The sequence below is a fragment of the Flavobacterium noncentrifugens genome (assembly GCF_900100375.1).
Classification (GTDB): domain Bacteria; phylum Bacteroidota; class Bacteroidia; order Flavobacteriales; family Flavobacteriaceae; genus Flavobacterium; species Flavobacterium noncentrifugens.
In genome coordinates, this window is sequence record NZ_FNEZ01000004.1 from 18,944 (window position 1) to 41,673 (window position 22,730).

Below are 22,730 nucleotides of genomic sequence, written 5' to 3' on the forward strand. Positions count from 1 at the left end.
AATAGCAAGTAGTTCATCAACTGCTGTTGTACTTATAGTTTCGTTGCCAATTGTTTGTTCAGCAGCTATATGCTAAATTAAGCATCGCGTTGCAACCGTCGTTCTATTGATATCTCCTAAACTTTCTTTTAGTTCAATTATTTGTTGCTCGACACTTATAAAACATGCAATTCTGGTAGGCACGAGGATTCTTAAAAATTCTCTTTTCCTAATAAGACTTTCATTAAGACTAATTAATTTTTGTAATAATTCTTGAGAATTATATTGTGAAAGTTTTTTCTTTAGCAAAGGCAATAAAGTTTTCACAACTATATTTATAGCAAGCTTTTCTTTTTCTTCTTTAGATTTTATTTCTCCTATTGGGGGACAGTTAACACCAAGCCCAGGAACAATGAGATTATTTATTACTTCAACATCATATTTCTGAATATTTCTTTTCTCTACAAGATTTGTTAGATCGAGAAGAAGATTGTCCTGCGTGTCAAGAATAAATATCTTTTTTTTCATTCCCAAAGGAGCGCAATCTTCTATTATTTTAATAACCCTTTCTTCTGAAATAATTAAATAATCGTGTAAGGTTAATAATTTGTTTATTGACAATATTAAACACTTTAGTAAAATTCTTTCGCCTTCATTTTCCGACCCATAGAGATATGGAAGAATTTGCGAAGGAATAACTATTTCAAATGAATTATCTGTAGCGCTTGTTTGAAATTTACCCAAAAGGTTTTCCTCTCTGGTAAAATTTCGATTTATTACATCAAAGCTATTTTCATTGTCGAAGGAAAAAGTTGCAAATAAAGGCTTGTCACCAAGTGGCATTAGGTCATCTTTAATCTCATCTTGAATTTGCCAAAGCCAATAGGCAATAGCATCGGTCATTTCCCAATACATACGACTCAATTCACTCGAACTACCTTTAGAAATAGATTTAGGCTTCACCCATATAGGTTGGTGAAAACCTTCAATTAGAAGTTCAAGTTGTGAACTTGCTAATCCCATTACATATACATAAATTGGAGCAAATTTATCTTTTCTTTCAACAGGTACAAATCCTAATCGATTATCTGTAAAGTGAAGTGAGGAGTGTTTGTCGGTAAGTAGTTTAGAGTCCTTAATTACTTCTGCAGCATATCCTACTGTAGGGTTTAAAAAAACATCTTTTGTATCATCTGAAAGATAAAACGAATCGTTATGGTCTTTATAAACTTGATATTGATCAAGAAAGGAAAAATCTATAAAAGGAGTATCATTAATTTGGGTTTCTTTTGCATGTGAAAATTTCCAAAGATCAATTGCATCGGTATCTTTTAAACTTGCTAAGACTTCAAATTCGTAAAGAGGTATTGGAAGAGAGAACACATCCTTATATACCATTTTATGTGACATTGTACTTCTTCCAATACCTGAGGTGATAGTTAGGTCAAATATTTTGAAATTCTTATATGCGGTAATTTGCTGTAATTGTGTAATAACATCTTGCTTACGGTTATAAATTGTAGTAGGAACAATAAAAACATCACTCTCATTGAAGTTTTTTCCTGCATCGTATATCAGCTGTATATAAGCGATTTTATCGTCATCAAATTGATAAATATGCTCTTTAATAGGAAGGTCAGTTTCAGGAATATTGAAGTCATTTATTCTTTCATATTTCATTTGTCCTAAACGATATTGTAAATGATTCCAAATGAAATTATGGTAAGCTTCATTTACAATGTCCATACAGTCCATTTCAATTGCTTGTTGCCAAATGAAATTTGTTAATGCAAAGCTTAATGTCGCTGGAGAAATCACTATATATTTTCCATCCTTATACAGAATAGGCTTGCTTAACAATGGGCTTTCTTCGGCAAATTGAGATTTAAATGAGTTATCGTTAATATCTACTATGAATTTTTGTAGAGCAAATTTCGAAATTGAATTTTCTTTCAATAATTCATTCATTTCGTCCTCGCTAAATGTTACTGCTGATTTGACTTGATTTAAAACTTCATCATTTGGAAAAAACATCTTGTTTGAATCTTTTTCGCCATTTAGGTATCTTGTATAGCCCATCTTTGTCGCTATTCGATTTGAAATTTTAAGAAGCAAAAGCGAAACTTGAAAAGCATTGCTTCTAAAATTATCTTGAATACTTGAGTCTGGCCATTGAAATATTGTTGCAAGCAAGTTAGACAAGATGAACTCACCACCTTCAGTTATTCCGGGAAATATCAAATAGTCACCACCATGAAATGTTACAAGGTCAGTAAATAGGTTTACGGGTATTTCTTCGTTATGATTTGAAGGATATTGTTTAGAAACATATTCTTCAAATACTTGGCTTGTTACTAAGTCATCTTTTAAATTATAATTTGTAATAATCTCATGGGTAATTAATTCCATTCTTACATATTTGCCATCATTTTTAGGTAGAATAGATAAGCCAGCAATAGTTTGCAACATATCTATTGAATTGTACTTTGCGAAAAATGAATTTGGTTGCATTGGATTTTCATTGTTGACGTGGAAAGTGTTTTCTTTATTTAAACAACACTTTTTATACTTTTTACCGCTTCCGCAAGGGCATGAGTCGTTTCTGCATGTTTTCATTTTTATATTCTTTAAAAGGTTGAAGATTTGTTATTGTCAAATATGAATACAGGGAGTGTAAATTCACATCACTTGGAGTTTTGGATTTTAAAGATAATTTAAATATTGTATTTGCTAAGACAATCTTCAAATTAATGTTAAAACCCTAAATTAGCGTTTACAATACGGTTTATGGAAAAATTATTACAATATGGGATTAACACTGAACTCGCTTCATTGGCTATAAATGTTGGTCTTAATCTTACGTCAATACGAGGTACAAGCAAAAAAAATCTTATCGCTGTATACGGTTTGGATAAATATCAGGCTACTATTCTTAAAGAATGTGTAACGAGAAATCCAATTAATGAAGCAGATGTTCAGAGGCTTCTGGAGAGGAATAGTGCAACTTGTTGTGTGTGTAAAGGCATAAAAAGTGATGCCTATATCATACACCATATTGAACACTATAATATCTCCCAAAATAACGATTATGATAATTTGGCATTGCTTTGTCCGAATGACCATGAATTAGCGCATAGAGAAGGGGAGGCACTTGCAAATAAACTTACACCAAAACAGATAAAACAATTCAAAAGAAATTGGGAGAATTATGTTGAGAACGTAAAAATAAGGCAAGCTACCTTGACGGGTAATATACATGATTTGGATTTTGTTAATGTTCCCAGAATTCTTGAATTAGCAATTCAAATAAAAAAAGTTATTCCAAGTACGAGATTTACACAACAATTACTACAATCGGGTAAGATATTGGATGACGGTACAATAAATCCACAATTATATATTGATCACAATCTCAATCCAAATACTCCATTAAAATTTTTTGCGCTCTTTGGTTCAACAACACTTATTCAGCATTATTATGAAATGTTATTAGATATTTTCAGTGCCGTGAACGTGAATAATTTGGAAGACCTTTTAAAAGTCTCTGAGGTTAGAAAAGGAATATTGGGCAAATTTTGTTATTATGTTGGCGGTGTTTATGGAAAGCAATATCGAGGTGTTGTAAGTGAAGAATCTGACTACACATCTATACATATTAGAAAGAAACCTTTCATAGTGGAATGGGCAGTAAATCCTATGTATATCACATCGGCTACCGCAGGGTGGAGAATTGCAAGAAGACCAATTTATGCTGTTTATGGTAAGATATTGAATATAGAGCAGGTTATTGAGAATGAAAAAGAATATATTCGAATAGAAATAAGACCGTACGCTTTTGGGCTTGCAATTGAGAAAAAGGATAAGACACCGCTTATTCATTATTTAAAATACGATTGGGATAAATATCAGGCGGACGAAGATTTATAATAAGGACTTATGAAATATAGCTTAACTCTTCCCTTTTCAAGTTTAATTGAAAAGTTTAATTCGATTATCGAAGCAGCAAATTTGATTATTCAAGACACAACAGTCTCAGGTAAAAAACTATATGAATTTAATAATGAAATTACCGCTCAAGTAAATATTGTTTTAGAGCAATCTATTAGACCTAACGCCAAAGTGTTTATCAAATTTTTCTACAATAATTCTGATTTACTTTTTTATGATTTTTTAAAATCTAAAGATGACACACACGATGCCGAATTTGAAAAAAGCGAAATAGAAAGAAAAATAAATTGCTTGAGATTTCTTATTGAAATGTTAGGACTCGTGAACAGCTTTACAGAATCTGATGGAGACAATGTTGTAATTCATGGTATTACTGAAAAGAAAGATTTTCTTTTAGAAAAACTTCATAAGGTTTTTAATGATAAGTTCTATTCCATCAGTAGCATATTTAGATTTAACGACATTAAATTTAGAGATAACGAGACGGAAGAACTTGCTGAAGATTTGAATAAGAAGGGTTATGTGCATCGGGAATCCGATTACAAAGGAGATGCTGTAAAGCTAACTATAAAGGGAGCTTCATATATTGAAAGAAAGTTAAAGCAAAGAGGGAACAAAAAGGTATTGAGTGACGATCTGTATAAAAAATTAGATGAAATAACGAAACGCTTAAAAGCATTAGGTTTTGGACAGGAAATCATTTTCAATGAGATTGAAGAATTAAGAGATTTGCAATCAAAGTTGTCAAAAAAAACATGGTCGCAAGTTCTAAAAGGAAAGTTATTAGATTTGGGACTTGAACAAGCAATCAATAAAGAAACCGCATTTATGATTTATGAGTTTCTAACGAATGATAAATTGAAATTGATGTAATTTTTGCATCATTTGTAAACTTATTATTTAACTTTACGCTAATAAAAGTACAAGTATGATAACTGATGATAAGGACAAAGTTCCTGACATGCCCACAAATCCACCTTCTACACCGCAACCAACTACTACAGAACCAATAATTGATATAAGATAAGGTAAGTAGTTGCTAAAAGAACAATAGAGTAGATCAACCTTTTGAGTATCAATAGACGGGATTGGTTTTGTTTGGTGTTATATTCAAGTTTTATTTCAAGGTTGTTTATTTCTCCGATCAGAAGTGATTTATATTGCTCTTCTTCTGTAATGTCCTCAATAGGTTGAAGAAGATTGATATTAGCTAATTCGTGCGGACTTCGCCCTAAGCCCATAAACTTTCTGGGACTGATGTTATACACAAAGAAGAATATTTTAATCAGCAGAATTATTAAAAAACTAAGGTTTATGTAGTACTTGTTGTTATAAACCACACCATAAGCTGAATATTCGTTTGAAAAATAACCTATACCTGCAGTAAATAATCCTACAAGAATCACAAGTGTAGTGTAAAAACGAGTAGTAATTTTATCTGAAATATCGAGCGTATATTTTAAGTGTACTTCCGCTTGATTGAGTATAAATTCTAAGTTTTTAAGAGGTATTTTCCTCCAATCTTTTACTTTTATTTGATACATACTGAATCGTTATAATTAGCATAATCAGCCAAAGCTAATGTAAATTGGGTATAATCTGATATTTTTTGAAAATTTATATAGTCATTGTGTTAGTTGACCACATTTGGGAGCCACAAATAAAAAACCCTTGAAGATCTACTGATTTCAAGGGTTTGCTTTTTGTATTTGTGGTACCTCCAGTATTGCTTAATGCCTAGATTATATGATTTGAGTATAATTTAATCATTTCAACCCAGAACTAAGCTTATGACACTAACTACTTTAAACTATGTTATGATTTAATTTGATGATATTTATATTAAAGTTATCATTGTAAATAATCTATTTATTAATCAACTTTTCCAATCTCTCCATCATATCATCCTTTTCTTTCAACATACGTTCGTAAAGAGCAATTTTTTCGTCATGGAGTTGTATGATTTTATCTAGGGGATTGTGATTGTTAATGATAAAACCAACTGCGCTATCGCTATTTGTAAAAGTATTCGAAATAATATTCACCGCCTGCTCCTCATCAAAATTCTGAAACGCCTCCACCGGAATCCTCAAAGCCGCTGAAATTTGTTTCAGCATGTCTTCCTCAATCACATCCTTTTGCTCCAGCATGGAAATTTTCTTCTGGTTCCAGTCTTCCCCGAGGTCAAAAGCCAGTGCTTCCTGCTTAATGCCCAGCATTTCCCTGAATCGTTTGATGTTTTTTCCCTGATGTATTTTTTGTTCCATGGCGGTTCTTAATTTTGACGGCTCAAAGGTAAAGCCATTGTGGTTAAAATGTCTGAGGGGTAAAGTTAAAAAATCTCCGGTAAAATATCCAATGTTATGGCTATAATATTCATTTCTGAATAGATTATCCGTTTTTAAGAAGGGAATTTTGCTTATCCACAGTAAAAACCCAATGATGAAAAAGCAAAAAGTATCGTTTGAAACCAATTTTTGGATCAGGTATGAAGCCGGCAGCCCCCGTAAAGTGATCGATGCTTTTTTTGAAAACGACAACCTGGCCAGTTACAAGCAAATGTTAGGGGAAGTATTGATGTATACCCGAAAGCGGGAAGTGTATCAACGGGAGTATCCGGGAACCGTGTTTATTTTTTATAAAGCGTTGCGTTCTTTGCTCAAAGCCTGTCATTGCCTGCAGTTTAAAAGTTGGGAAATTAATTTTGCAGCGACATCCGGCTGTGGGTCGATCCTTCACCAGGCCTCGCTGACAAATGAAGAGTTTACAGATCCTTACCTGGTGTTCCGCAATGCCTTCGCATTCAAAACACTTGCGGAATTTGATTTCTTTTTATGTGATACAGTAGAACTGGCCCTGTCGCATTATACAGAAGACGACAGCTGGGATGTCATGGCGTTTTACATCCACCTGGTTAAAATGCTTGATGCAGCGCAACTCATTCACGAAAGGGGTGCTGACAAAATTAAAAGATTGAAAAATTAACCAACGCCGTTTTGCAACTCCGAAAACCTGCCACCCGTAATATACTCCGACATGAAAAAAAATAAGAACAACAAACAACTATGGCTCATCACCTCTAAAGCCGATGCGCAATTTACGTTAGACCTGTTATTGCAGGATGCAGACAGGCACAACCTTGAAAAAGGCATTCACGCTTTTCTGGGCAAACTTAAAAACCCGCGCGTAAACGATTTGTTTGAGCATTATCCCGAGCTGTTGCAGGAGTATGGGCTCGAAGAAACACTTACCGGCAACGCAGCGATCGCGGGAAGCAGTGTGGCAGAAATTAAGACGGCAGGATTGTTGTCGTGCTTCCAGGCAATCCTGCTTTTCTGTGCAGATTTAAAAGCGCATCCCGGCAATGATAGGCAACAGCGTGACATGCTGCAATACATGCTGAAATCAATTGTGTGTGGCGATTTTGTGAGCGAAATTTTACAGATGGTTGTTGGGGTTGTCGGCGCAGATTATTATGCAAGCTTCCGAAATAAAACAGACAGCCTGGGTCCCGACCCGGAGGAAATTTACAAACTCGAAAACGATCCCGAATTGCAGGAACACCTTGACCTGATGGCGTGGTTTTGCCTGGTGCGGGTATTCCTGGAATCGGCTTATGTGTGTTACGGTGCCATGGAGGGCGGAGGGAAGTAGCGGCGGTACTTGCCTGATTGAAAGGATGAATCTCCGCATTTCTTCTATGCTAAACGGTTTTGCCATATACCGAATGGCGCCCGGCGATAACGCCTTGTCAATAAAGTCCTGACGAACGCTGGTCGAAAACATGATCACAAGGATGTTACAAGTTTCTTTATTTTTTTTATTTTTCGAAAGTACTTCAATGCCGTTCACAAACTCGTCAACAGCGGTAAAAGGATTATTTGCCGCAATGTATTTTGCATTGGATAATCCGTGCAGCACTTCTGCGAACATCTCGCAATCATCTGCATCGTCATCGATCTGTAAAACAAATGCGACACCGATTTGATCACGCCATATATTCATTTCATTAAAATGCTTGACACGGCGCAGTTGCTAAGGGAATAGCCTTAAGATGTAGCCTCACTACCGGTTGTATTCATAGGTCATATTGCTTCTGAACGCGCGGTGGTTATGAAGTGGCTTTGTGCCAATAGGGCTAATGGCCTTTTCAATGGTGTATTTTTAGTTTATAAATGGTACTTCTTCCGGCGCCTTCTTGTACCAATATGTCTTTTCCTACCAAATCTTTGATATCCCTAAGAGCGGTATCTGTAGATGTTTTTGTCATTTTAGCCCATTTGGAAACATTAAGATTACCGAAAAAATGATCCAACAGTACCTGTAGCATCGCTGTTTGGCGTGAATTAAAACTTTTATCGCGGTTAACGTCCCAAAACACACTTCTGTCTATTGTTTTTTCAATAGTCAGGCCGGTGTTTTCCATCGATCTGTACAAACAGTTTAGAAACCACTCCAGCCACTCCGTTATATTGAGATCCCCTTTTTGTGTTGATTCTAATATATTGTAATACTCATTTCTTTCTTTTTGTATCTGTGCCGACATCGAATAAAATCGTTGCGTACTTTGATCTGCACGTGCAAGCATCATATCGGTAATTGCCCGGGCAATTCTTCCATTGCCATCATCAAAAGGATGTATGGTCACAAACCATAAATGTGCTATAGCCGCTTTTATTACGGGATCAATTTCATTTCGTCGGGCTAACCAGGTTAAAAAAGCCTGCATTTCGGCCGCAACAACATTTGGTTGTGGTGCTTCAAAATGCACGATCTCTTTTCCCATAGAACCTGAAGTGACCTGCATGATATCTTTACGCCAATTTCCTGTTATAATCTTATATATTCCACTTCTTCCTGTTGGAAAAAGTGCCCCATGCCATCCAAATATCCGGTCTGTGGTCAGGTCATTTTGATAGTTTTGTGTGGCATCGAGCATCATCTCAACAACACCTTCTACATTTCTGTCGGAGGTAACAGTTCCGGCAACATCAATGCCCAATCGTTTTGCAATGGAAGAGCGTACCTGTTCATGGTTTAATATTTCACCTTCAATTTCACTCGATTTAATAACGTCGAGTGTTAATGTTTGAAGCATGGTTTCTTCCTGGAGTTTGAAACCAAGCGCCTGCATTTGTCCCAATATCTTACCCTGCCGGTGTCTTACTTCGCCTAGTTTTGCTGAAATCTTTGATGAATCCCAAGTGAAATTTGGCCATTCTTTTAGTTGATGCACATACATAATCACCGCATTTTTGCGGTAAATATATTACTTAATCACCGCATTTACAATTTTGCGGTGATTGTTTTGATTTTTAACCGCAAATATGCGGTGATTGATGCCTTTTTACGCACACGTCATAGCATGAAGCAACCAAGCATAGTAAGGAGCGAAGCTAATCTGTTTTAAGTTAACGGAGCGCTATTTTAAATGACATTTACGTAAATGTTGGCAGGTTGCTTCGGCTTTGCCCGCAATGACACGTTCAATTGAAAGCATTATCATTTTGAGCCCAGCAATCCCTTAAGCAAAATCCCATCGGCAGTCAGCCTGTACTTTTGGTTGGGGCTGTTGGGCTTGTCCGGTACGGTCATTTCGATAAATCCTCCGGCGATGGCCGGAAGCAGGTAGGCATCGCGGAAGTATTCGCGGTGCTTCAGGTCGAGTGCGCCCATGATCTCGCTGGTCCGCAGTTCGCCATCCATGACGAGGAGTACCCTTTTTACTTCTTCGTCCGCTTGTCCGGTAACTTGTCCAGTGGCTTGTCCGGTAGCTTGTCCAGCGGCGGTTGCCGGCCTCCACAGTGTGACCTTAAAACCTTCTTCGAGGTCAAAATCGGGTTCGCGCAACCCGGCCTGTTCGGTCAGCCGGATGATTTCGCCGGTACCGGTGCCAAAACGTTCGATGTACCCGGCCTGGTACATCACTTCTGCCAGTACGGGATTTACCGGATAGGAGGCATGGTCGGTTTTGAGCTTGTCGATGGTGAGCTCGGGCGTGAGCCCACCCGGGTTTGAGATTTCGAGGCGGTCGGCAAACAGCATCAATTGCACGCTGCCGTTGCTGTTGTAATCTCGGTGCGCTACGGCGTTTACAATGGCCTCGGCAATCACGGCCCGCGGCATTTCGTAGCTTACCGGTGCCTGGTTGCCGCTGTTGCGCATGCCGACGGCAACACTGATCTTCGACAATACAAAATCGACCGCCTGGTCTACCTGCATAAACACATCGCCTTTGAGCACTTTGTGGTCGGGGATGGGCTTTTCGACATGGTAGCCGTGGAAGTGGGCACATTTGACAATGGCCGAAGGGAAAAAACGCTGCGGATCGGAGGCAAAAGCCAGCAGCGCACTGTTGGTCAGCCGTTCCCCGGACTGCATGTTCAGGTGTGCCAAAACCCTCGAAGGCGCACTGCCCTCGCGCAACGGAAAGCCCCTTTTGTTCCGGGCGAGTGCCATGAACTCGGCCACCTTATCTCCGCTGATGTCTTCGGGTGCGGCTGTGGCATTGAAGCTTGCATCAAAGTCGGTTACCTGGATCAGCCCGAGGTGTTTCAATAAAGCGACCAGCGCCTTGTTGACTTCGAAGAGCAGTTCGGCTGTCGTATGGAACCGTTTGTAGGATACATGCTCCTGCATTTTTTCAATCAGCCGGGTTTCTTTCGGATGCCGTTGGTCTGACATGCCGCCTTTTATAAAAGCCAAAGTGGTTTTGTATAAGGCTGCCGCATGGTCGTATTCATGTTCGGTGGGCGATACGCCGTTGGCATCTTCATAGCCGTAATCGGTTCCGAGCAGGATCAGGTATACGGAAGATTGGGCCACTTCTGAGAGGTACACCCGGTCGGGCGGATGCGCATCGGCGGGGAGCTTTTCAAAAATGACAGGCTCGTAAAAAGAACTCAGCAGCGGATCGGAAAGGAAATGCATCCATAGCGCTTCGCGGATTTCGGCAAATTCTTTCTGGACACTGGAGATGAATACTTTTTGTCTTTTCATAAAGGCGCGGTTGCTGACGCTAAGATAATTGATTCATGGATAATGGGCAATTGACAATTGATAATTATTGATAATAGGATTTTGGAAGGGTAGTGGGCCTGGGATAATTTACGGCGTTTCGAACTTTCGTAGTCGGGTAGCGTTTCGCAGCTTGCAGTTTGTTTCATTTAAATACTGAACTTATGAAGAAGAAAAAAATGTCGTTTGAGACCCGGTTCTGGGCGGCGTATGAAATCAAAGACCCTTTCGAAGTATTCGAGGCCTTTTTTGATTACGACCACCTTGATGATTTTAAGCAACGGCTTGGAGAACTGATGATGTACAGCCGCAGGCATGAAATCTACGACCAAAAGTATCCGGGCAGGGTTTTTATCATGTATGCTGCGTTGCGCTCTTTCGTCAGGGCCTGTTATATTTTGCAGTTAAAAAGCGGGAAACGGATCGTTACCGAGGCAGTGGCACCTGAGTCTGTACTTTATCAGGCTTCGTTGTCCGTTGAAGAATACAAAAATCCTTTCTTGGCATTTATAAATGCATTTGCTGTACAAACCCTCAGTGACTACGAATTTTTTTTATGTGAGATCGCCCATTTGTCCCAGTCACCCCATATTGAAGCCTGCGATACCGATCTGATGACGCCATACATCCATTTGATTAAAATGCTTGATGCGGCACAGTTGCTCCGGGAAAGGGATTAACGTACAGTAGTTCCTGACAAAGGCAAACGATTTTAAAGCATTAGCAAAGCAAAAAAGCCATGACCGCCTTAAAGCCATAAAAAACAACGCCTGTTTTCAGCGAGCGAAAACAGGCGTTGTTTTTTATAAGTTGGGTATCAATTTATCGCGGCAGCAGCTCCCATAGTCCGGTTAAATCTTTATGATTTTCCTTGTCAACGTGTTCCCGCTATCGTCTGAAATCGCCATCAAATACACCCCGTTCGGCTGGCCGGAAAGGTCAAACGAATCGGTATGTTGCTTGTCGGCGATTTTTTGCCCGGTGATGGTGTACAGGACCATGTTTACCGGTTTTGAAAAATGCACCAGGCCGGTAGTCGGATTCGGATAGGCCACAAATAAGTTGTGTATGATTTCCGTCATTCCGAGCGCGCAGTTCTCACTGAAACTTACCCCTGCATCAAAGCCAAAATTATCACCCGACCAGTTCCCGGTGCAATACACTGCATTATCCACCTTTACACACTCGAGTCCGGGATTGTGGTGGGCTGTAGGCGGCATCCAGTTTGTGTTGTTGCCGTTGGCCAGGTTCAGGGAAGTAAGCTGGTTGTCATCGCACGTGAGTATGATGCAGTTGGTCCTGCTGACATCCAAAGCGGTTAAAAGATTGTTGTTGCAGACGAGCCAGGTCAGTTGGGCCAGTGCGGAAAGATCCAGTGCGGCCAGGCGGTTGGTGCTGCAATCCAATTGTATCAATACCGGGCAGCCGTCCAGGTGTAGTTCAGACAACTGGTTAAACGAACAATCCAATGACCGGAGGATGCTGTTGTGCCTCAAGTCTACCGTCGTCAGGGTGTTGTGGCTGCAATAAAACATAGTCAGGGCTGTATTTAAACTGACATCCTGGGTACTGATGCGGTTGTAGCTGCAATCCAACAGGAACAGGGCGGTATTGAAGCTGACATTCTGGGAACTGATGTTGTTGTAGCTGCAGTTGAGGCTGCCCAGCGCAGTATTGGAATTGACATTTAGCGCATTCAGGTTGTTGTGGCTGCAATTTAAGGTCCTCAGCACCGGATTGTTGTTGACATCGAGATAGCCAATGCTGTTGGTGCTGCAATCGAGCTGCGTCAACGCGGTGTTGTTGCTGACAAGCAGGTAGGGCAGGCGGTTGTTCGAACAATTGAGCACCGCAAGGTTTGTATTGTCCATAACATTCAAAGTTGACAACTGGTTGAAGCTGCAATCCAGATTCGTTAAAGGTGACACATTTGCTACCGCCAATGACGTGATGCTGTTGTAGCTGCAATTGATGGCCGTGAGGGCGTTGCAACCCGTAAAGGACAATTGCGTGAGTTGGTTGTGGCTGATATCGAGTGTCGCCAATGCACTGCAATTGGTAATGTTCAGTGCGCTAACATATTTATTGGCCATATCCAAAGCGGTTAGGGCCGTGCAGCCACTGAGGTCAAGTGACAGTGTCGTCCATGCCCCGGTGGTAAAGCCGGTAAGCGACGTGCAGCCGCTGGCGTTGATTACCTGGTCTGTACCTCCTGTAGCGGTATTTACCGAAAAAGTGGTCAATGCCGTACAGTTGCTGACGTTCAGGTTGTTGAAAAACCAGTTGCCGGTACAGCTTACCGTAGTCAGTGCCCCGAGTCCGCTGACATCGAGAGACGTGAAATTAAAAAAGTCATTGCCGTTGCATGAAAGCGATGTGATGTTTGAAAAAGCTTTGATGCCCGTCATGTCGGCGATTTCGGAGTTGTCTACATTAATCGCACCGGTATAGGCTTCCGCTTCGGAACATTCTATTTCCGTATTGCCGTTGGTATTGATCGCAGCATTCTGCAACAATTTTGCCTTAAAATGGGCATCGGGGATTGCTACAATACAGGGGCCGGGAGGCGTACAATCAGTCCGGAATTCCACTCCTTCATCAAACTGGTAATTGCCGCCGGTTTGCAGCCACAGGTATTGGGATACCGCGGGATTGTTCACTTTGATACAGCTTAAGCCCGGAAAGCCCGAGGCATTGATCGTTACGAAACTCTGCGGATTGCCGTTGGCCATATTCAGCGACGTCAGCGGGTTTCCGGTACAAAAGAAATATTGCAGCGAGCGGCAGGCGCTGATGTCAAGGCTCGATAAATTGTTGTTCTGGCATTGAAAAAGCGTCATGTAATAATGGGATCCCATATTTAAAGTGGTCATCACCGGATTCAGATATACGAGGAATTGCTGTACCGCCGAACAATTGGTTACCGTAAGGGTTGTAAGCAGCGGATTGTTGGTCACATTGATCTCTTTGAGCGCAGGGCAGCCGTTCAGGTCGAGCGAAGTCAGTGTCGGGCAACTGAGCTCGATTTTCTCCAGAGAAGCATTGACCAAAGTTAAATCTGTAAAAGCATTGTTGTAACTCAGCGTCAGCCTTTTTAAAGAAAGGCAGCCGGTAACGTCGAGGTTTGTAATCGGATTGTCGGGCGCATTAATCCACTGTATCGCCTGAAATGCTTCAATTCCGGTTAAATCATGGATGCCGAGGCCCTGCAGGGAAAACATATGGGCGTTGCCGTCGGCCGGGTAATTGACCGCTTCGGAATACTGGATTTCGCCATCGCTGTTGGTATCAAGGGGAACGTTCCACCCCGAACCTCCGGGATTGTTGTGGTAGCTGTGGTGTACCAGAAAATTTTTAAGCACCGGATCGGGGATATTTACAATCTGTGCTGTTGCGGTAAGAAATGCCGGCAAAGCGGCAAGGGCGGTAAGTAGGAATTTCTTCATAGGGTTATGATTTAGTTGGTGGTCGCCGGTTCATGGGGTAAAAGTATGGCAATGCGGTGAACCAATGGGGAGCGGATTATTATTTGGCGGTTTCAGGTTATTATTTGAGGTTTTTTTTGGCTGCGGGATAATATACCTGACTATCCGGATAATATATCTGTTTTAAAAGTTTTTTACCGGATTGGTATGAAGCAACTTGCGGTACTAAAGCAGTAGCCCGCTGGCCTTTTAAACGATAAAACGAATACATGATGAATGGAACTAAAACCTCTTTTGAAACCAATTTTTGGATCCGGCATGAAACCGAAAGCCCCTTTGAAGAGATTGATGCTTTTTTTCAAAGTAACGACCTTGACAATTATAAACACCTGTTGGGAGAAGTCATGATGCATCTCAGGAAAGAAGAAGTATACCAGCCAAAATATCCTGGTGTTGTGTTTGCTTTTTATACATCGGTTCGTTCTTTGCTGAAGGCCTGTTATTGCCTGCAATTCGGGAGTACGAAATGGAAGGTCGCTGCACTATCCGGATGCAATTCCGTCCTCCATCAGGCCTCTCTTACAAAGGAAGAATATCATGAGCCATGCCTGGTATTCCGCAAGGCATTTGCTGTTAAAACGCTTGATGACTTCGAGGCTTTTTTTTCTGAGGCAGTAGAGTTGGCTTTGTCGCCTTATACCGATGACGGCTATTGGGACGCGATGGCTTTTTACATCCATTTGGTCAAAATGCTCGACGCTGCGTGGCTGATCAGGGAACGCGGAATAGAAAAAATTGAAAAATTAAAAAATAACAACGAATCACTTTAAACGTCCTATTTATGAAAACTTCAAGACAACCCTCATTCCCAACGCTGGAAAACGAATTTTTAGAAAATATTCTTCGCCAAACCGTCAGCCACTATGCCGTCGTACAAATGTTTTACAACAAACCCAAACCGGGTAGCCAAGCAGTGCTTGTGATCTACCTGCAGCAAAAGCAGGATGCCGATCTCCTGCAGTCGCGGCCGTGGGTTGAGAAATTAAAAAACCAATACCAGATATTTGTCTATTGCGTGTATTCCACACGGCTGCACCACAAGTTTTCACTTGGGCATCCGTTCATAGAAACGTATTGCAGGCCACCAGCGGCAATTTATCAGAATGAGGCTGCTGGCGAACCGTTGCTTATCAGGCGGAATTGGACGAAATACAAAGAAAAGTTTTACGCCTTTGAAGAACGATTCTACAACGGCCACGAAGTCCGGCTGGGGCAATTGCAAAAACTCATTGCAGAAGATGCAGTAAACAGTGTGTTCACAGCCTACGAAAGGCTGATCGGCTATGACCTGGATTACCTCGAAGATTTGTATATCGGGCACACTGTGACATTGAAAGGCCTGAACGAAAGGATCAACAACCTGATTCCATATATTCCCGAAATCCAGAGGTATTTTGTAAGAAAGAACAACCATTCGTATTACCTGACGGAACTTTTTGCAAAAGCCAAAAAGGGCATTGATGAAGGTGAAGTTATATTTGATGATGATCTTTTTGAGGCTGTCGGCATTGTCGAAAAGGGTTTGTACGACCTGATTGAAACGCGCCTGGCTGCTTTGAAGAAATGGATCAAAAAAGGATCAAATGAAAAACAGGAGTTATGTATTGCCACCTACAGCCAGAAAGACGAAATCCTCGAAATGGCTATAGCTACAGTCTTAAAGTCGGTAGAAGCGGAACAGATTTACTTGTTTCATCAAACGACCTACGGCGAACATAAAACCTACTATTTACTGCTGATTGCCCGGGGTGTTGGCAATGAAAAATTGAAATTATTGACGCAATCGCTAAAAGGCAAAGCTGGCCTGGAGCATGATTTTGTACTTATTGCCCATGAGCGGTACTGGATCCAGAAAAACCTTTTCCAGTACCAGCAGTTCTTTTCCCAAATTATCCAAAGCAAAAACCTGATTTATTCTTCGGGTGATTGCCATCCGGAGTTTCATTGGCTCAAGCCACACGAACCGCACCATGGGGATTTGTTTTTGTACTGCAAAGCGACAGAGTATACCGCAATGCAATTTTTTGCGATGGCTGATCCTGACAGGCAAAATGACCAGGGCCTGGAGTATCTCTTTACTTTGTTTTTTCTGTCTTTTTGCAGGACCTATATTTCTGCGAAGACGTTTTACACGCCCAATTCACTATCGTGTCGGGTGTTGTGGCAGCTGTGTGTCTATGCGGATGCGAACCTGCAGCGGTATGATTATTTATTTGGGCAGTTTCCGGGCGACTTTTTTTATTTTCTGGATAAATACATGACGCTGCACCATCGATTGTCCCATCACAGTAAAGAGGAGGTGGAGCTGATGAAGATGATTGTGGAAAAATTGGGGAAAGCGTTGAAAGATTTGGTTGTTGGAGGGAGATTGTTGGACGATCGTCAGATTGTTTCGCTGCGCTCGCAATGACGCGGCTGTTTTGCAGATGTACCAGGCTTATTAGTTGCATTTTTTCTTGTCTGCACATTTAAGAATTTAGCTGTTTCCATGTAGGAATGCCTCGTGCATTCTTCTCTGCAATACTTACCGCAGTGCGAAAAGGGCAACCCATTTGCCAGAAGCTTTTTAATGCAAAAAGCGGCATTTGCCGCTTTTCGTTGTTCATCGTAAATTGCTGATTATTTCAGCGCGTAATTGATGTAACCACCGTCTGCCAGCAACTCCGTACCATTAATGAAACTGGCATCATCTGAAGCCAGGAACAATACTGCTTTTGCAATTTCATCAGGATCGCCCAAACGTTGCAGTGCCGTTGCGGCAGCCAGGTGCGGTTTAACTTCTTCCGGCACAGCCTTATCCAATCCAGGCGTGGAAACTGGCCCCGGACTTACGATATTGACACGGATCTTTCTTACGGCTAATTCATTTGCAGCAATCTGTGCGATCTTATTCAAAGCGCCTTTGGTTGCAGAATATACACTGCCGCCAAGATTTGCAGCTGTGGCAACTGTCGATGAAGTAAAAACTACCGCAGCGCCATCGGCCAAATGCGGGAGCAATTTTTGCAGCGTAAAGAAATGGCCCTTGACGTTGGTGTTGAACTGGGCGTCAAAATCGGCTTCTGTTACTTGTTCGATTGGTGCAAACACGGCAATTCCTGCATTCAGGAACAATACATCGAGTTTGTTTCCACTATCGGTGACTGCTTTTTCCAAAACAGGCAGTTCAGATAAATTTGAGGTATCCGAAACTACTGTTTTTAATTTTGGACTGTCGATTTCGGCGGCCGCTTTTTGCAGGTTCTCGGCATTCCTTCCTGTAATCCAAACGTTTGCGCCAGCATTGATGAATGCTTTTGCGGTTGCAAATCCTATTCCTGTAGTTCCGCCAGTGATCACTACGTTTTTGTCTTTAAAATTCATCTGATGTAAATTATGTGATTATTAAAGTGCGAAGTTAGGCTACATAAATTCAATTTAGTAACTTTGTAACTAAAAGTAACAGTAACATTTGAGTAACCAAGTAACTTATGCCAGACAATGTATGTCAACCCGGACACAAAAGGGAAATCATGGCCGTTCACGACGCAATGGACGTGCTGAACGGCAAGTGGAAGATTTCGATTATCTCATCCATTTGCTATTACAACAAAAGAAGGTTTTCTGATATATTGACTGATGTCAGTGGCATCTCAAACAGGATGCTGAGCAAGGAATTGAAGGATCTTGAAATCAACCAATTGGTCAAACGAACGGTTTTGGACACACAGCCAATCACGGTGGAGTACCAGCTCACCGATTATGGCAGGACATTACAGACGATCATTGACAACCTTTCGGATTGGGGGAAAACACACCGGGCGGTAATTACAGGAAAATAAGCGTCGTTGGCTTGCCCGATGTCACTCTTTGTAATGAAAATCTTTTCCGCCGTCCTGGATTTCAATTTTGACGATGCTGTCAAAAGGGACGCTGCCAGTAAGGCCCGGAATAAATCGCGATTTACTGCCTTTTAACGAATCATTTTCAAGGATGACGGTGTCAAAATAAAAAATCTTTCTTTTTCCGCTTTTTTGGGTGACGCGCATTTCCAGTGCCGGAGAGTTTGGCATGAGAAGTCTGTTTCCATCCTTGTCGGTGATGCTTAAATGGCCGATCGCATTGGCCTTGTACCTGATATTTCCGTATAAAAGTGGATTGTTTATTTCGACTTCCTGACGGATGTTACCAGATTCCAGAAGCTGACTTTTTAAGCTTTCAGGGCTAATGATATAGGTTTTACAAGATCCCATAGTGACGCCCACGAGTATCGTAAGTATTTTGATCTTCATATCAATCGTCGTTTTTCGTATTATCTGATAACTGTTATCTGCAATTGAATTTAATGGCGCAACTCAAGGCGCACTAAATTTAGAAAAAATTAAGCATGGATTGATCCGGATTGCTAAATATCACACTTCATTTAAAGCGTTTTAACAACTGTAATTGTACAATCATTCCACAAATTGCTGTAATCCAATCATTGATTTCGTGTTTACATTTATACTACTTAAATGCGCTGTCCGAATTTTTATAAACGGCAAGCCAAATAAAAACTTCAGTTATGGAACACAGCATCCACATCACGAAAACGCCTCAGGGATGGGCGGCAAAGTGCAGCAGCAAATGCGCCGTACTGTTTGCTTCAGAAAATAAAAACGCTGCGGTTCTTGGTGCCATTGAGGCGGCAAAAAGGTTGTATGGAAAAGCCATTGTCTTCATACATGGAATTGACGGTAGGATACTTGAAGAACGCAACATCTGACCTAACATCCATTCTTATGTTCCAGGTCATGCTGCTGTTCCATTTTACCCAATCGATCCATACCTGGCACGACCACATTCCGGAACTGGAATCGGAGTTGTCATTGTACATCAGAAAGCACATCGAACATGCCGAACTGATTGACGTAAGCCTCATTGGAAGCGCATCAAATAAAAGCCGTCCAAAATATTCGAAAAACCGCCACGCCAATGTCTTCATCGGTTTTATTGCGCTGTCGAGCCATACCCTTTTTGATTCGTATCTGGAAGATAAAGATGCTGTGAAAGATTTTGTCATGGACGGCTTCTGCAGGGAAAGCATTTATTTTCAACGTTACTGGAATGACAGTGACAATCGGTATTACATTGTAAATCTGATTAAGTTTGACGGCAAAATTCCATCCAGATAGCAAAAGTAACAGCAAAAAAAGCCACCCTTCAGGATGGCTCTCACTAACAAAAATCAAACACGAATTGTAAGATGATTACAATTTAAAAGTTTTGGAAATTTGCGTTTTTTATTCATCGGCCTCCGGCTGGTCGGTCTGGTTGCCCGCAATGCTGTCGGTTTGCAATTTGGCTTCATTAAGGTTTCCTTCGGGATAATCGCTGAGTTTTCCGCTAGTATTTTCGTCTTCAAATGCATGTTGGCCAACGCCATCGGTTTTGCGGCTTTCAGAAGATTTGTCAAGATCCGGTATGTGATTTGTACTTTTCATAACTTTTAATTTTAAGGTGGAGCAGGTTGGATGTTTTATCGCTGCTTCAGCATTTCCTATCGAAGTTAGCCAATCCCGCTGTTGTTATTTTACATCATCTTTCTGGATTCTTGTACTATTATAAAGCCAAAAAAAGACCCCGTTTCCGGAGTCTCCTTCAATAAACACTTGTTTTATTTTGCACTTCCGGAACCTGGTGATGTGGATGGGCTTCCGGCAGATCCGGAAGGCATGGTTCCACTGTTTCCGCTTCCTGTTCGGCCGTCTGTTGTTTGCGCGCCTGATGTTCCCGAATTTCCATTCATTCCGTTTGCATTTTTAGAATTTCCGCTGTTTTTTGCACTGTTCTTCTTTGCTTTGGATTTTTTGTTTTTCTGTCCGGTTTGTGCTGCAGAAGATGAATTGTTACCTGTTTGATCGGTCGACATCGTTGACGACTGTTTAGTCGTTGGCATACTTTGGGACGCACTTTTTGAATCTGTTTGCGCTGATGCGATACCCGCTGTCAGCAATACGCCTAATAAAAATAAATTTTTCATAATTCAGAATTTGTGAAGCACGTCATTGTGCTGCTGTTCATACAAATTTTAGAAAAGTATGGAGGAAGTATTTACATCTAATTGGCTTGTTAGTTGTACAATTACATTATAGTCTAAAATATGTATTCAAGTTCACAGCTGTACCAGTATTCGGGGATCGACTAAAATCCACCGAAAAATCCGAGCATGGTTTCCAGCGCATTTTCAGAATGCATCTTTTCACCGTTTTCGAGTGATTCGCGTGCTGCTTCTGAAGCGCGCTCCCGCATACTGTTTTCATAAAATGAGATGGCATCATGAACAGTTTCATATTTGCCTGAAGTCAGGAAATCGCTTAATTCAAGTGCATCGCGCATCGCCATATTCGCACCTTCACCGGCAAATGGAGGCATGACGTGTGCGGCATCGCCGATCATCGTGAGGTTAGGCATTGCCTTCCAGGTTTGGTCTAATGGCATGCAATAAATAGGACGCGGGACAAATGGCACCGCGGCATTTTCGAACAATTCATACCAGCTGCTGCTCCATTCGGGATAAGCCGATTTAAACCAGTTCAGCATTTGTGCTTGATCAGCATAATCGAGGCTGTTGGTGGTGGCCCAGTTTTCATCGGCTTTAAAACTTGCATAGAATCCGAGGTCGCCGCCGCCTTTTTGGCCCATCAAAATGTTTTTGGCATTTCCAAACGCCATGATCTTGCCACCGTTAATCAGCGAATGCATTATGGGTGCGGATTCTTTTGACTGGTACACATTTCCTTCGAGCATCGTGATTCCCGAATAAAACGGCTTAATATCGGTGATGTATGGCCGGATTTTAGAATTGGCCCCATCCGAACCGATGACCACATCTGCGAAAGCGGAATTCCCGTTTTTAAAATGCAGCAGCCATCCGTCATTTTGTTTTTGCATCGAGACGAAATGGCTGTTCCAGATCACAGTATCAGGCTGTAAAGATCCGAGCAGTATTTTGCGCAGGTCACCACGGTCGATCTCAGGCCTAAAATATGGATTGTCAAAATCTTCCCCAATGTTGGTATCGTGGTCGCTGTATTTTATTTCGGCGCGTTCATTCACAATCAATGTTTTATCGGCACCCGGCATGAAATTGCTTTTGAATTCGTTGAACAATCCTGTTTTGTGAATGGCTGCCAGGCCTGATGTTTCATGCAAATCGAGCGGAGAACCCTGGACGCGTGCCGATGCATTCAAATCCCTTTCATACACTTTTACGTTGATGCCCTGAAGCTGCAAAAGCCTTGCTAATGTGAGCCCGCCGGGGCCGCCGCCTACAATGGCGACTGATTTATTTTGTAGTAACATGTCGGTATCATTTTAAAGTACGCGACAAATTTATTGTTGTTTCAGGACTGATAATAGTATAAATCGGTCATCCTTATTTTTAAACAATTCGCCAGGAACGGCGCCTGAAAATTTTTTGATCTCTTTGATGAAATGATTTTGGTCGGAGAAGTTCAGTTCGGGGAAAAGCCTGCCTTTTGCAATGTGCTGCAGGGAAGCCCGGAACCGCAAGATCTTACAAAAGGCATTTAATGAAAGCCCGAATTGCATATTGAAATACCGGTTGATCTGCCGGCTGCCCCATGCTACTTTTTCTGAAAGTTCGGCAACCGTCATTTCGCCGTTCGAAGCATAAATCAATTCGAAAAGCAGGCGTTTTCTTTCATCGGTTTCAGCAGGTAAAAGTGCGGTGATCTTTTGTGTTATTTTTTTATGGAAAGCGTCAAAATCGGTCAGGTCATCGGCATCGATATCCCAGAAACCTTCGGGAAGCAACTTGCCGCTGTTGAAGATATCGGCAATGGAAGTCTGCAAAATATATTCGGTAGCCAATGGTTTGAAACTGACTTTAAAAGCGAGTGTATGCGGCGGGATTTCGCGTTGTTCCGGTATGGTTTCCAATCCGATAAGGATGACTTTGAAAGGCTCAGATGCCGATTGCATGAAAAACAAATCAACCCTGCCGTCGGGCATCAGCACGATTTCTTTTGCCGTATCGGATGGATTGTGGAACATCCCAATGTTTTCTACAAATGGGGCGATCTCCGGATCGGGTGCGACGAATTTGTAGTGGAAGTTTGGGCTCATTTGGCTGGCTGGTTTAATTTCGAACGGATCATAAATCCGAAACATTTCAATGTAAAATTATATTATAATTGCGGTCATTTGGTTAAAGCATCGTCAAATTGCGCTGCAGTATTTGTAATTGCATTCCGAAAAGAACAATTGAAACGTCTCTGAATCTTATAAAGCCGGAATGCAAAGTTGTAACAAGTTTAC

22 protein-coding genes are annotated in these 22,730 nt (G+C 41.3%); 10 read left to right on the plus strand and 12 right to left on the minus strand.

The genetic code is table 11. The features are described 5' to 3' along the window. Positions 1 to 72: 72 nt before the first annotated feature. The gene (locus BLS32_RS18630) at positions 73 to 2,595 is read right to left on the minus strand and encodes an SEC-C domain-containing protein (protein ID WP_091396219.1); all 2,523 of its coding nucleotides are present in this window, start codon (positions 2,593 to 2,595) and stop codon (positions 73 to 75) included. Positions 2,596 to 2,766: 171 nt separating this feature from the next. Here BLS32_RS18630 and BLS32_RS12220 point away from each other — a divergent pair, with 171 nt between their 5' ends. After that, positions 2,767 to 3,906, plus strand: coding sequence for an HNH endonuclease signature motif containing protein (locus tag BLS32_RS12220; RefSeq protein WP_091396222.1), 1,140 nt, complete (start codon positions 2,767 to 2,769; stop codon positions 3,904 to 3,906). 9 nt (positions 3,907 to 3,915) lie between these two features. Then, complete coding sequence (locus BLS32_RS12225; RefSeq protein ID WP_091396225.1) at positions 3,916 to 4,800, plus strand: hypothetical protein; 885 nt, start codon at positions 3,916 to 3,918, stop codon at positions 4,798 to 4,800. A 125-nt stretch (positions 4,801 to 4,925) separates the two neighbouring features. Here the strand turns inward: BLS32_RS12225 and BLS32_RS12230 are convergent, their stop codons facing one another. Both BLS32_RS12230 and BLS32_RS12235 read right to left on the minus strand, forming a co-directional pair. After that, positions 4,926 to 5,471 carry a hypothetical protein gene (locus BLS32_RS12230; protein WP_091396227.1) on the minus strand — a complete coding sequence of 182 codons (546 nt, stop codon included), beginning with the start codon at positions 5,469 to 5,471 and terminating at the stop codon, positions 4,926 to 4,928. Positions 5,472 to 5,792: 321 nt separating this feature from the next. Further along, positions 5,793 to 6,194, minus strand: a complete 402-nt coding sequence (locus BLS32_RS12235; protein WP_091396230.1) for a helix-turn-helix domain-containing protein — start codon at positions 6,192 to 6,194, stop codon at positions 5,793 to 5,795. A 172-nt stretch (positions 6,195 to 6,366) separates the two neighbouring features. Here BLS32_RS12235 and BLS32_RS12240 point away from each other — a divergent pair, with 172 nt between their 5' ends. Both BLS32_RS12240 and BLS32_RS18520 read left to right on the plus strand, forming a co-directional pair. Further along, entirely contained in the window at positions 6,367 to 6,912 is a 546-nt protein-coding gene (locus tag BLS32_RS12240; RefSeq protein ID WP_217639571.1) for a hypothetical protein, read from the plus strand. A 51-nt stretch (positions 6,913 to 6,963) separates the two neighbouring features. Continuing rightward, positions 6,964 to 7,581 carry a hypothetical protein gene (locus BLS32_RS18520; protein WP_091396236.1) on the plus strand — a complete coding sequence of 206 codons (618 nt, stop codon included), beginning with the start codon at positions 6,964 to 6,966 and terminating at the stop codon, positions 7,579 to 7,581. Positions 7,582 to 8,077: 496 nt separating this feature from the next. Here the strand turns inward: BLS32_RS18520 and BLS32_RS12255 are convergent, their stop codons facing one another. Both BLS32_RS12255 and BLS32_RS12260 read right to left on the minus strand, forming a co-directional pair. Further along, entirely contained in the window at positions 8,078 to 9,169 is a 1,092-nt protein-coding gene (locus tag BLS32_RS12255) for a Fic family protein (RefSeq protein ID WP_091396242.1), read from the minus strand. A 260-nt stretch (positions 9,170 to 9,429) separates the two neighbouring features. Beyond that, positions 9,430 to 10,926 carry a Fic family protein gene (locus BLS32_RS12260; protein WP_091396245.1) on the minus strand — a complete coding sequence of 499 codons (1,497 nt, stop codon included), beginning with the start codon at positions 10,924 to 10,926 and terminating at the stop codon, positions 9,430 to 9,432. 182 nt (positions 10,927 to 11,108) lie between these two features. Between BLS32_RS12260 and BLS32_RS12265 the strand changes: the two genes are divergently transcribed. Next, on the plus strand, positions 11,109 to 11,624 hold the full coding sequence (locus BLS32_RS12265) for a hypothetical protein (protein WP_091396248.1): 516 nt from the start codon (positions 11,109 to 11,111) through the stop codon (positions 11,622 to 11,624). 171 nt (positions 11,625 to 11,795) lie between these two features. Here BLS32_RS12265 and BLS32_RS12270 read toward each other — a convergent pair whose 3' ends face one another. After that, positions 11,796 to 14,390 (minus strand): T9SS type A sorting domain-containing protein, encoded by a 2,595-nt coding sequence (locus tag BLS32_RS12270; protein WP_091396250.1) that lies wholly within the window; start codon positions 14,388 to 14,390, stop codon positions 11,796 to 11,798. A gap of 248 nt (positions 14,391 to 14,638) precedes the next feature. Here BLS32_RS12270 and BLS32_RS12275 point away from each other — a divergent pair, with 248 nt between their 5' ends. Together BLS32_RS12275 and BLS32_RS12280 are read left to right on the plus strand one after the other, a co-directional pair. After that, positions 14,639 to 15,199 carry a hypothetical protein gene (locus BLS32_RS12275; protein ID WP_091396253.1) on the plus strand — a complete coding sequence of 187 codons (561 nt, stop codon included), beginning with the start codon at positions 14,639 to 14,641 and terminating at the stop codon, positions 15,197 to 15,199. An 11-nt stretch (positions 15,200 to 15,210) separates the two neighbouring features. After that, complete coding sequence (locus BLS32_RS12280) at positions 15,211 to 16,839, plus strand: hypothetical protein (protein ID WP_091396256.1); 1,629 nt, start codon at positions 15,211 to 15,213, stop codon at positions 16,837 to 16,839. A gap of 209 nt (positions 16,840 to 17,048) precedes the next feature. On the opposite strand, the gene BLS32_RS12285 is transcribed toward BLS32_RS12280, so the two are convergent. Continuing rightward, positions 17,049 to 17,792: an SDR family oxidoreductase gene (locus BLS32_RS12285; RefSeq protein ID WP_091396259.1), complete on the minus strand. Its 744-nt coding sequence runs from the start codon at positions 17,790 to 17,792 to the stop codon at positions 17,049 to 17,051. Between the two features lie 107 nt (positions 17,793 to 17,899). Here BLS32_RS12285 and BLS32_RS12290 point away from each other — a divergent pair, with 107 nt between their 5' ends. Continuing rightward, positions 17,900 to 18,250 carry a winged helix-turn-helix transcriptional regulator gene (locus BLS32_RS12290; RefSeq protein ID WP_091396261.1) on the plus strand — a complete coding sequence of 117 codons (351 nt, stop codon included), beginning with the start codon at positions 17,900 to 17,902 and terminating at the stop codon, positions 18,248 to 18,250. Positions 18,251 to 18,271: 21 nt separating this feature from the next. On the opposite strand, the gene BLS32_RS12295 is transcribed toward BLS32_RS12290, so the two are convergent. Further along, positions 18,272 to 18,700, minus strand: coding sequence for a hypothetical protein (locus BLS32_RS12295; RefSeq protein WP_139171769.1), 429 nt, complete (start codon positions 18,698 to 18,700; stop codon positions 18,272 to 18,274). Between the two features lie 272 nt (positions 18,701 to 18,972). Between BLS32_RS12295 and BLS32_RS12300 the strand changes: the two genes are divergently transcribed. Together BLS32_RS12300 and BLS32_RS12305 are read left to right on the plus strand one after the other, a co-directional pair. Beyond that, entirely contained in the window at positions 18,973 to 19,173 is a 201-nt protein-coding gene (locus BLS32_RS12300) for a DUF2188 domain-containing protein (protein ID WP_091396265.1), read from the plus strand. Then, complete coding sequence (locus tag BLS32_RS12305; RefSeq protein WP_139171770.1) at positions 19,109 to 19,582, plus strand: hypothetical protein; 474 nt, start codon at positions 19,109 to 19,111, stop codon at positions 19,580 to 19,582. Before BLS32_RS12300 ends, BLS32_RS12305 begins: the two co-directional genes overlap by 65 nt. Before the next feature lie 108 nt (positions 19,583 to 19,690). Here the strand turns inward: BLS32_RS12305 and BLS32_RS12310 are convergent, their stop codons facing one another. The 4 genes from BLS32_RS12310 to BLS32_RS12325 all read right to left on the minus strand — a co-directional run bounded on the left by BLS32_RS12310 (position 19,691) and on the right by BLS32_RS12325 (position 22,538). Beyond that, complete coding sequence (locus BLS32_RS12310) at positions 19,691 to 19,891, minus strand: hypothetical protein (RefSeq protein ID WP_091396270.1); 201 nt, start codon at positions 19,889 to 19,891, stop codon at positions 19,691 to 19,693. 173 nt (positions 19,892 to 20,064) lie between these two features. After that, entirely contained in the window at positions 20,065 to 20,430 is a 366-nt protein-coding gene (locus tag BLS32_RS12315; protein WP_091396273.1) for a hypothetical protein, read from the minus strand. A gap of 161 nt (positions 20,431 to 20,591) precedes the next feature. Further along, on the minus strand, positions 20,592 to 21,752 hold the full coding sequence (locus BLS32_RS12320) for an FAD-dependent oxidoreductase (protein ID WP_091396275.1): 1,161 nt from the start codon (positions 21,750 to 21,752) through the stop codon (positions 20,592 to 20,594). 30 nt (positions 21,753 to 21,782) lie between these two features. Next, positions 21,783 to 22,538, minus strand: coding sequence for a helix-turn-helix domain-containing protein (locus tag BLS32_RS12325; protein WP_091396913.1), 756 nt, complete (start codon positions 22,536 to 22,538; stop codon positions 21,783 to 21,785). Positions 22,539 to 22,730 lie beyond the last annotated feature (192 nt).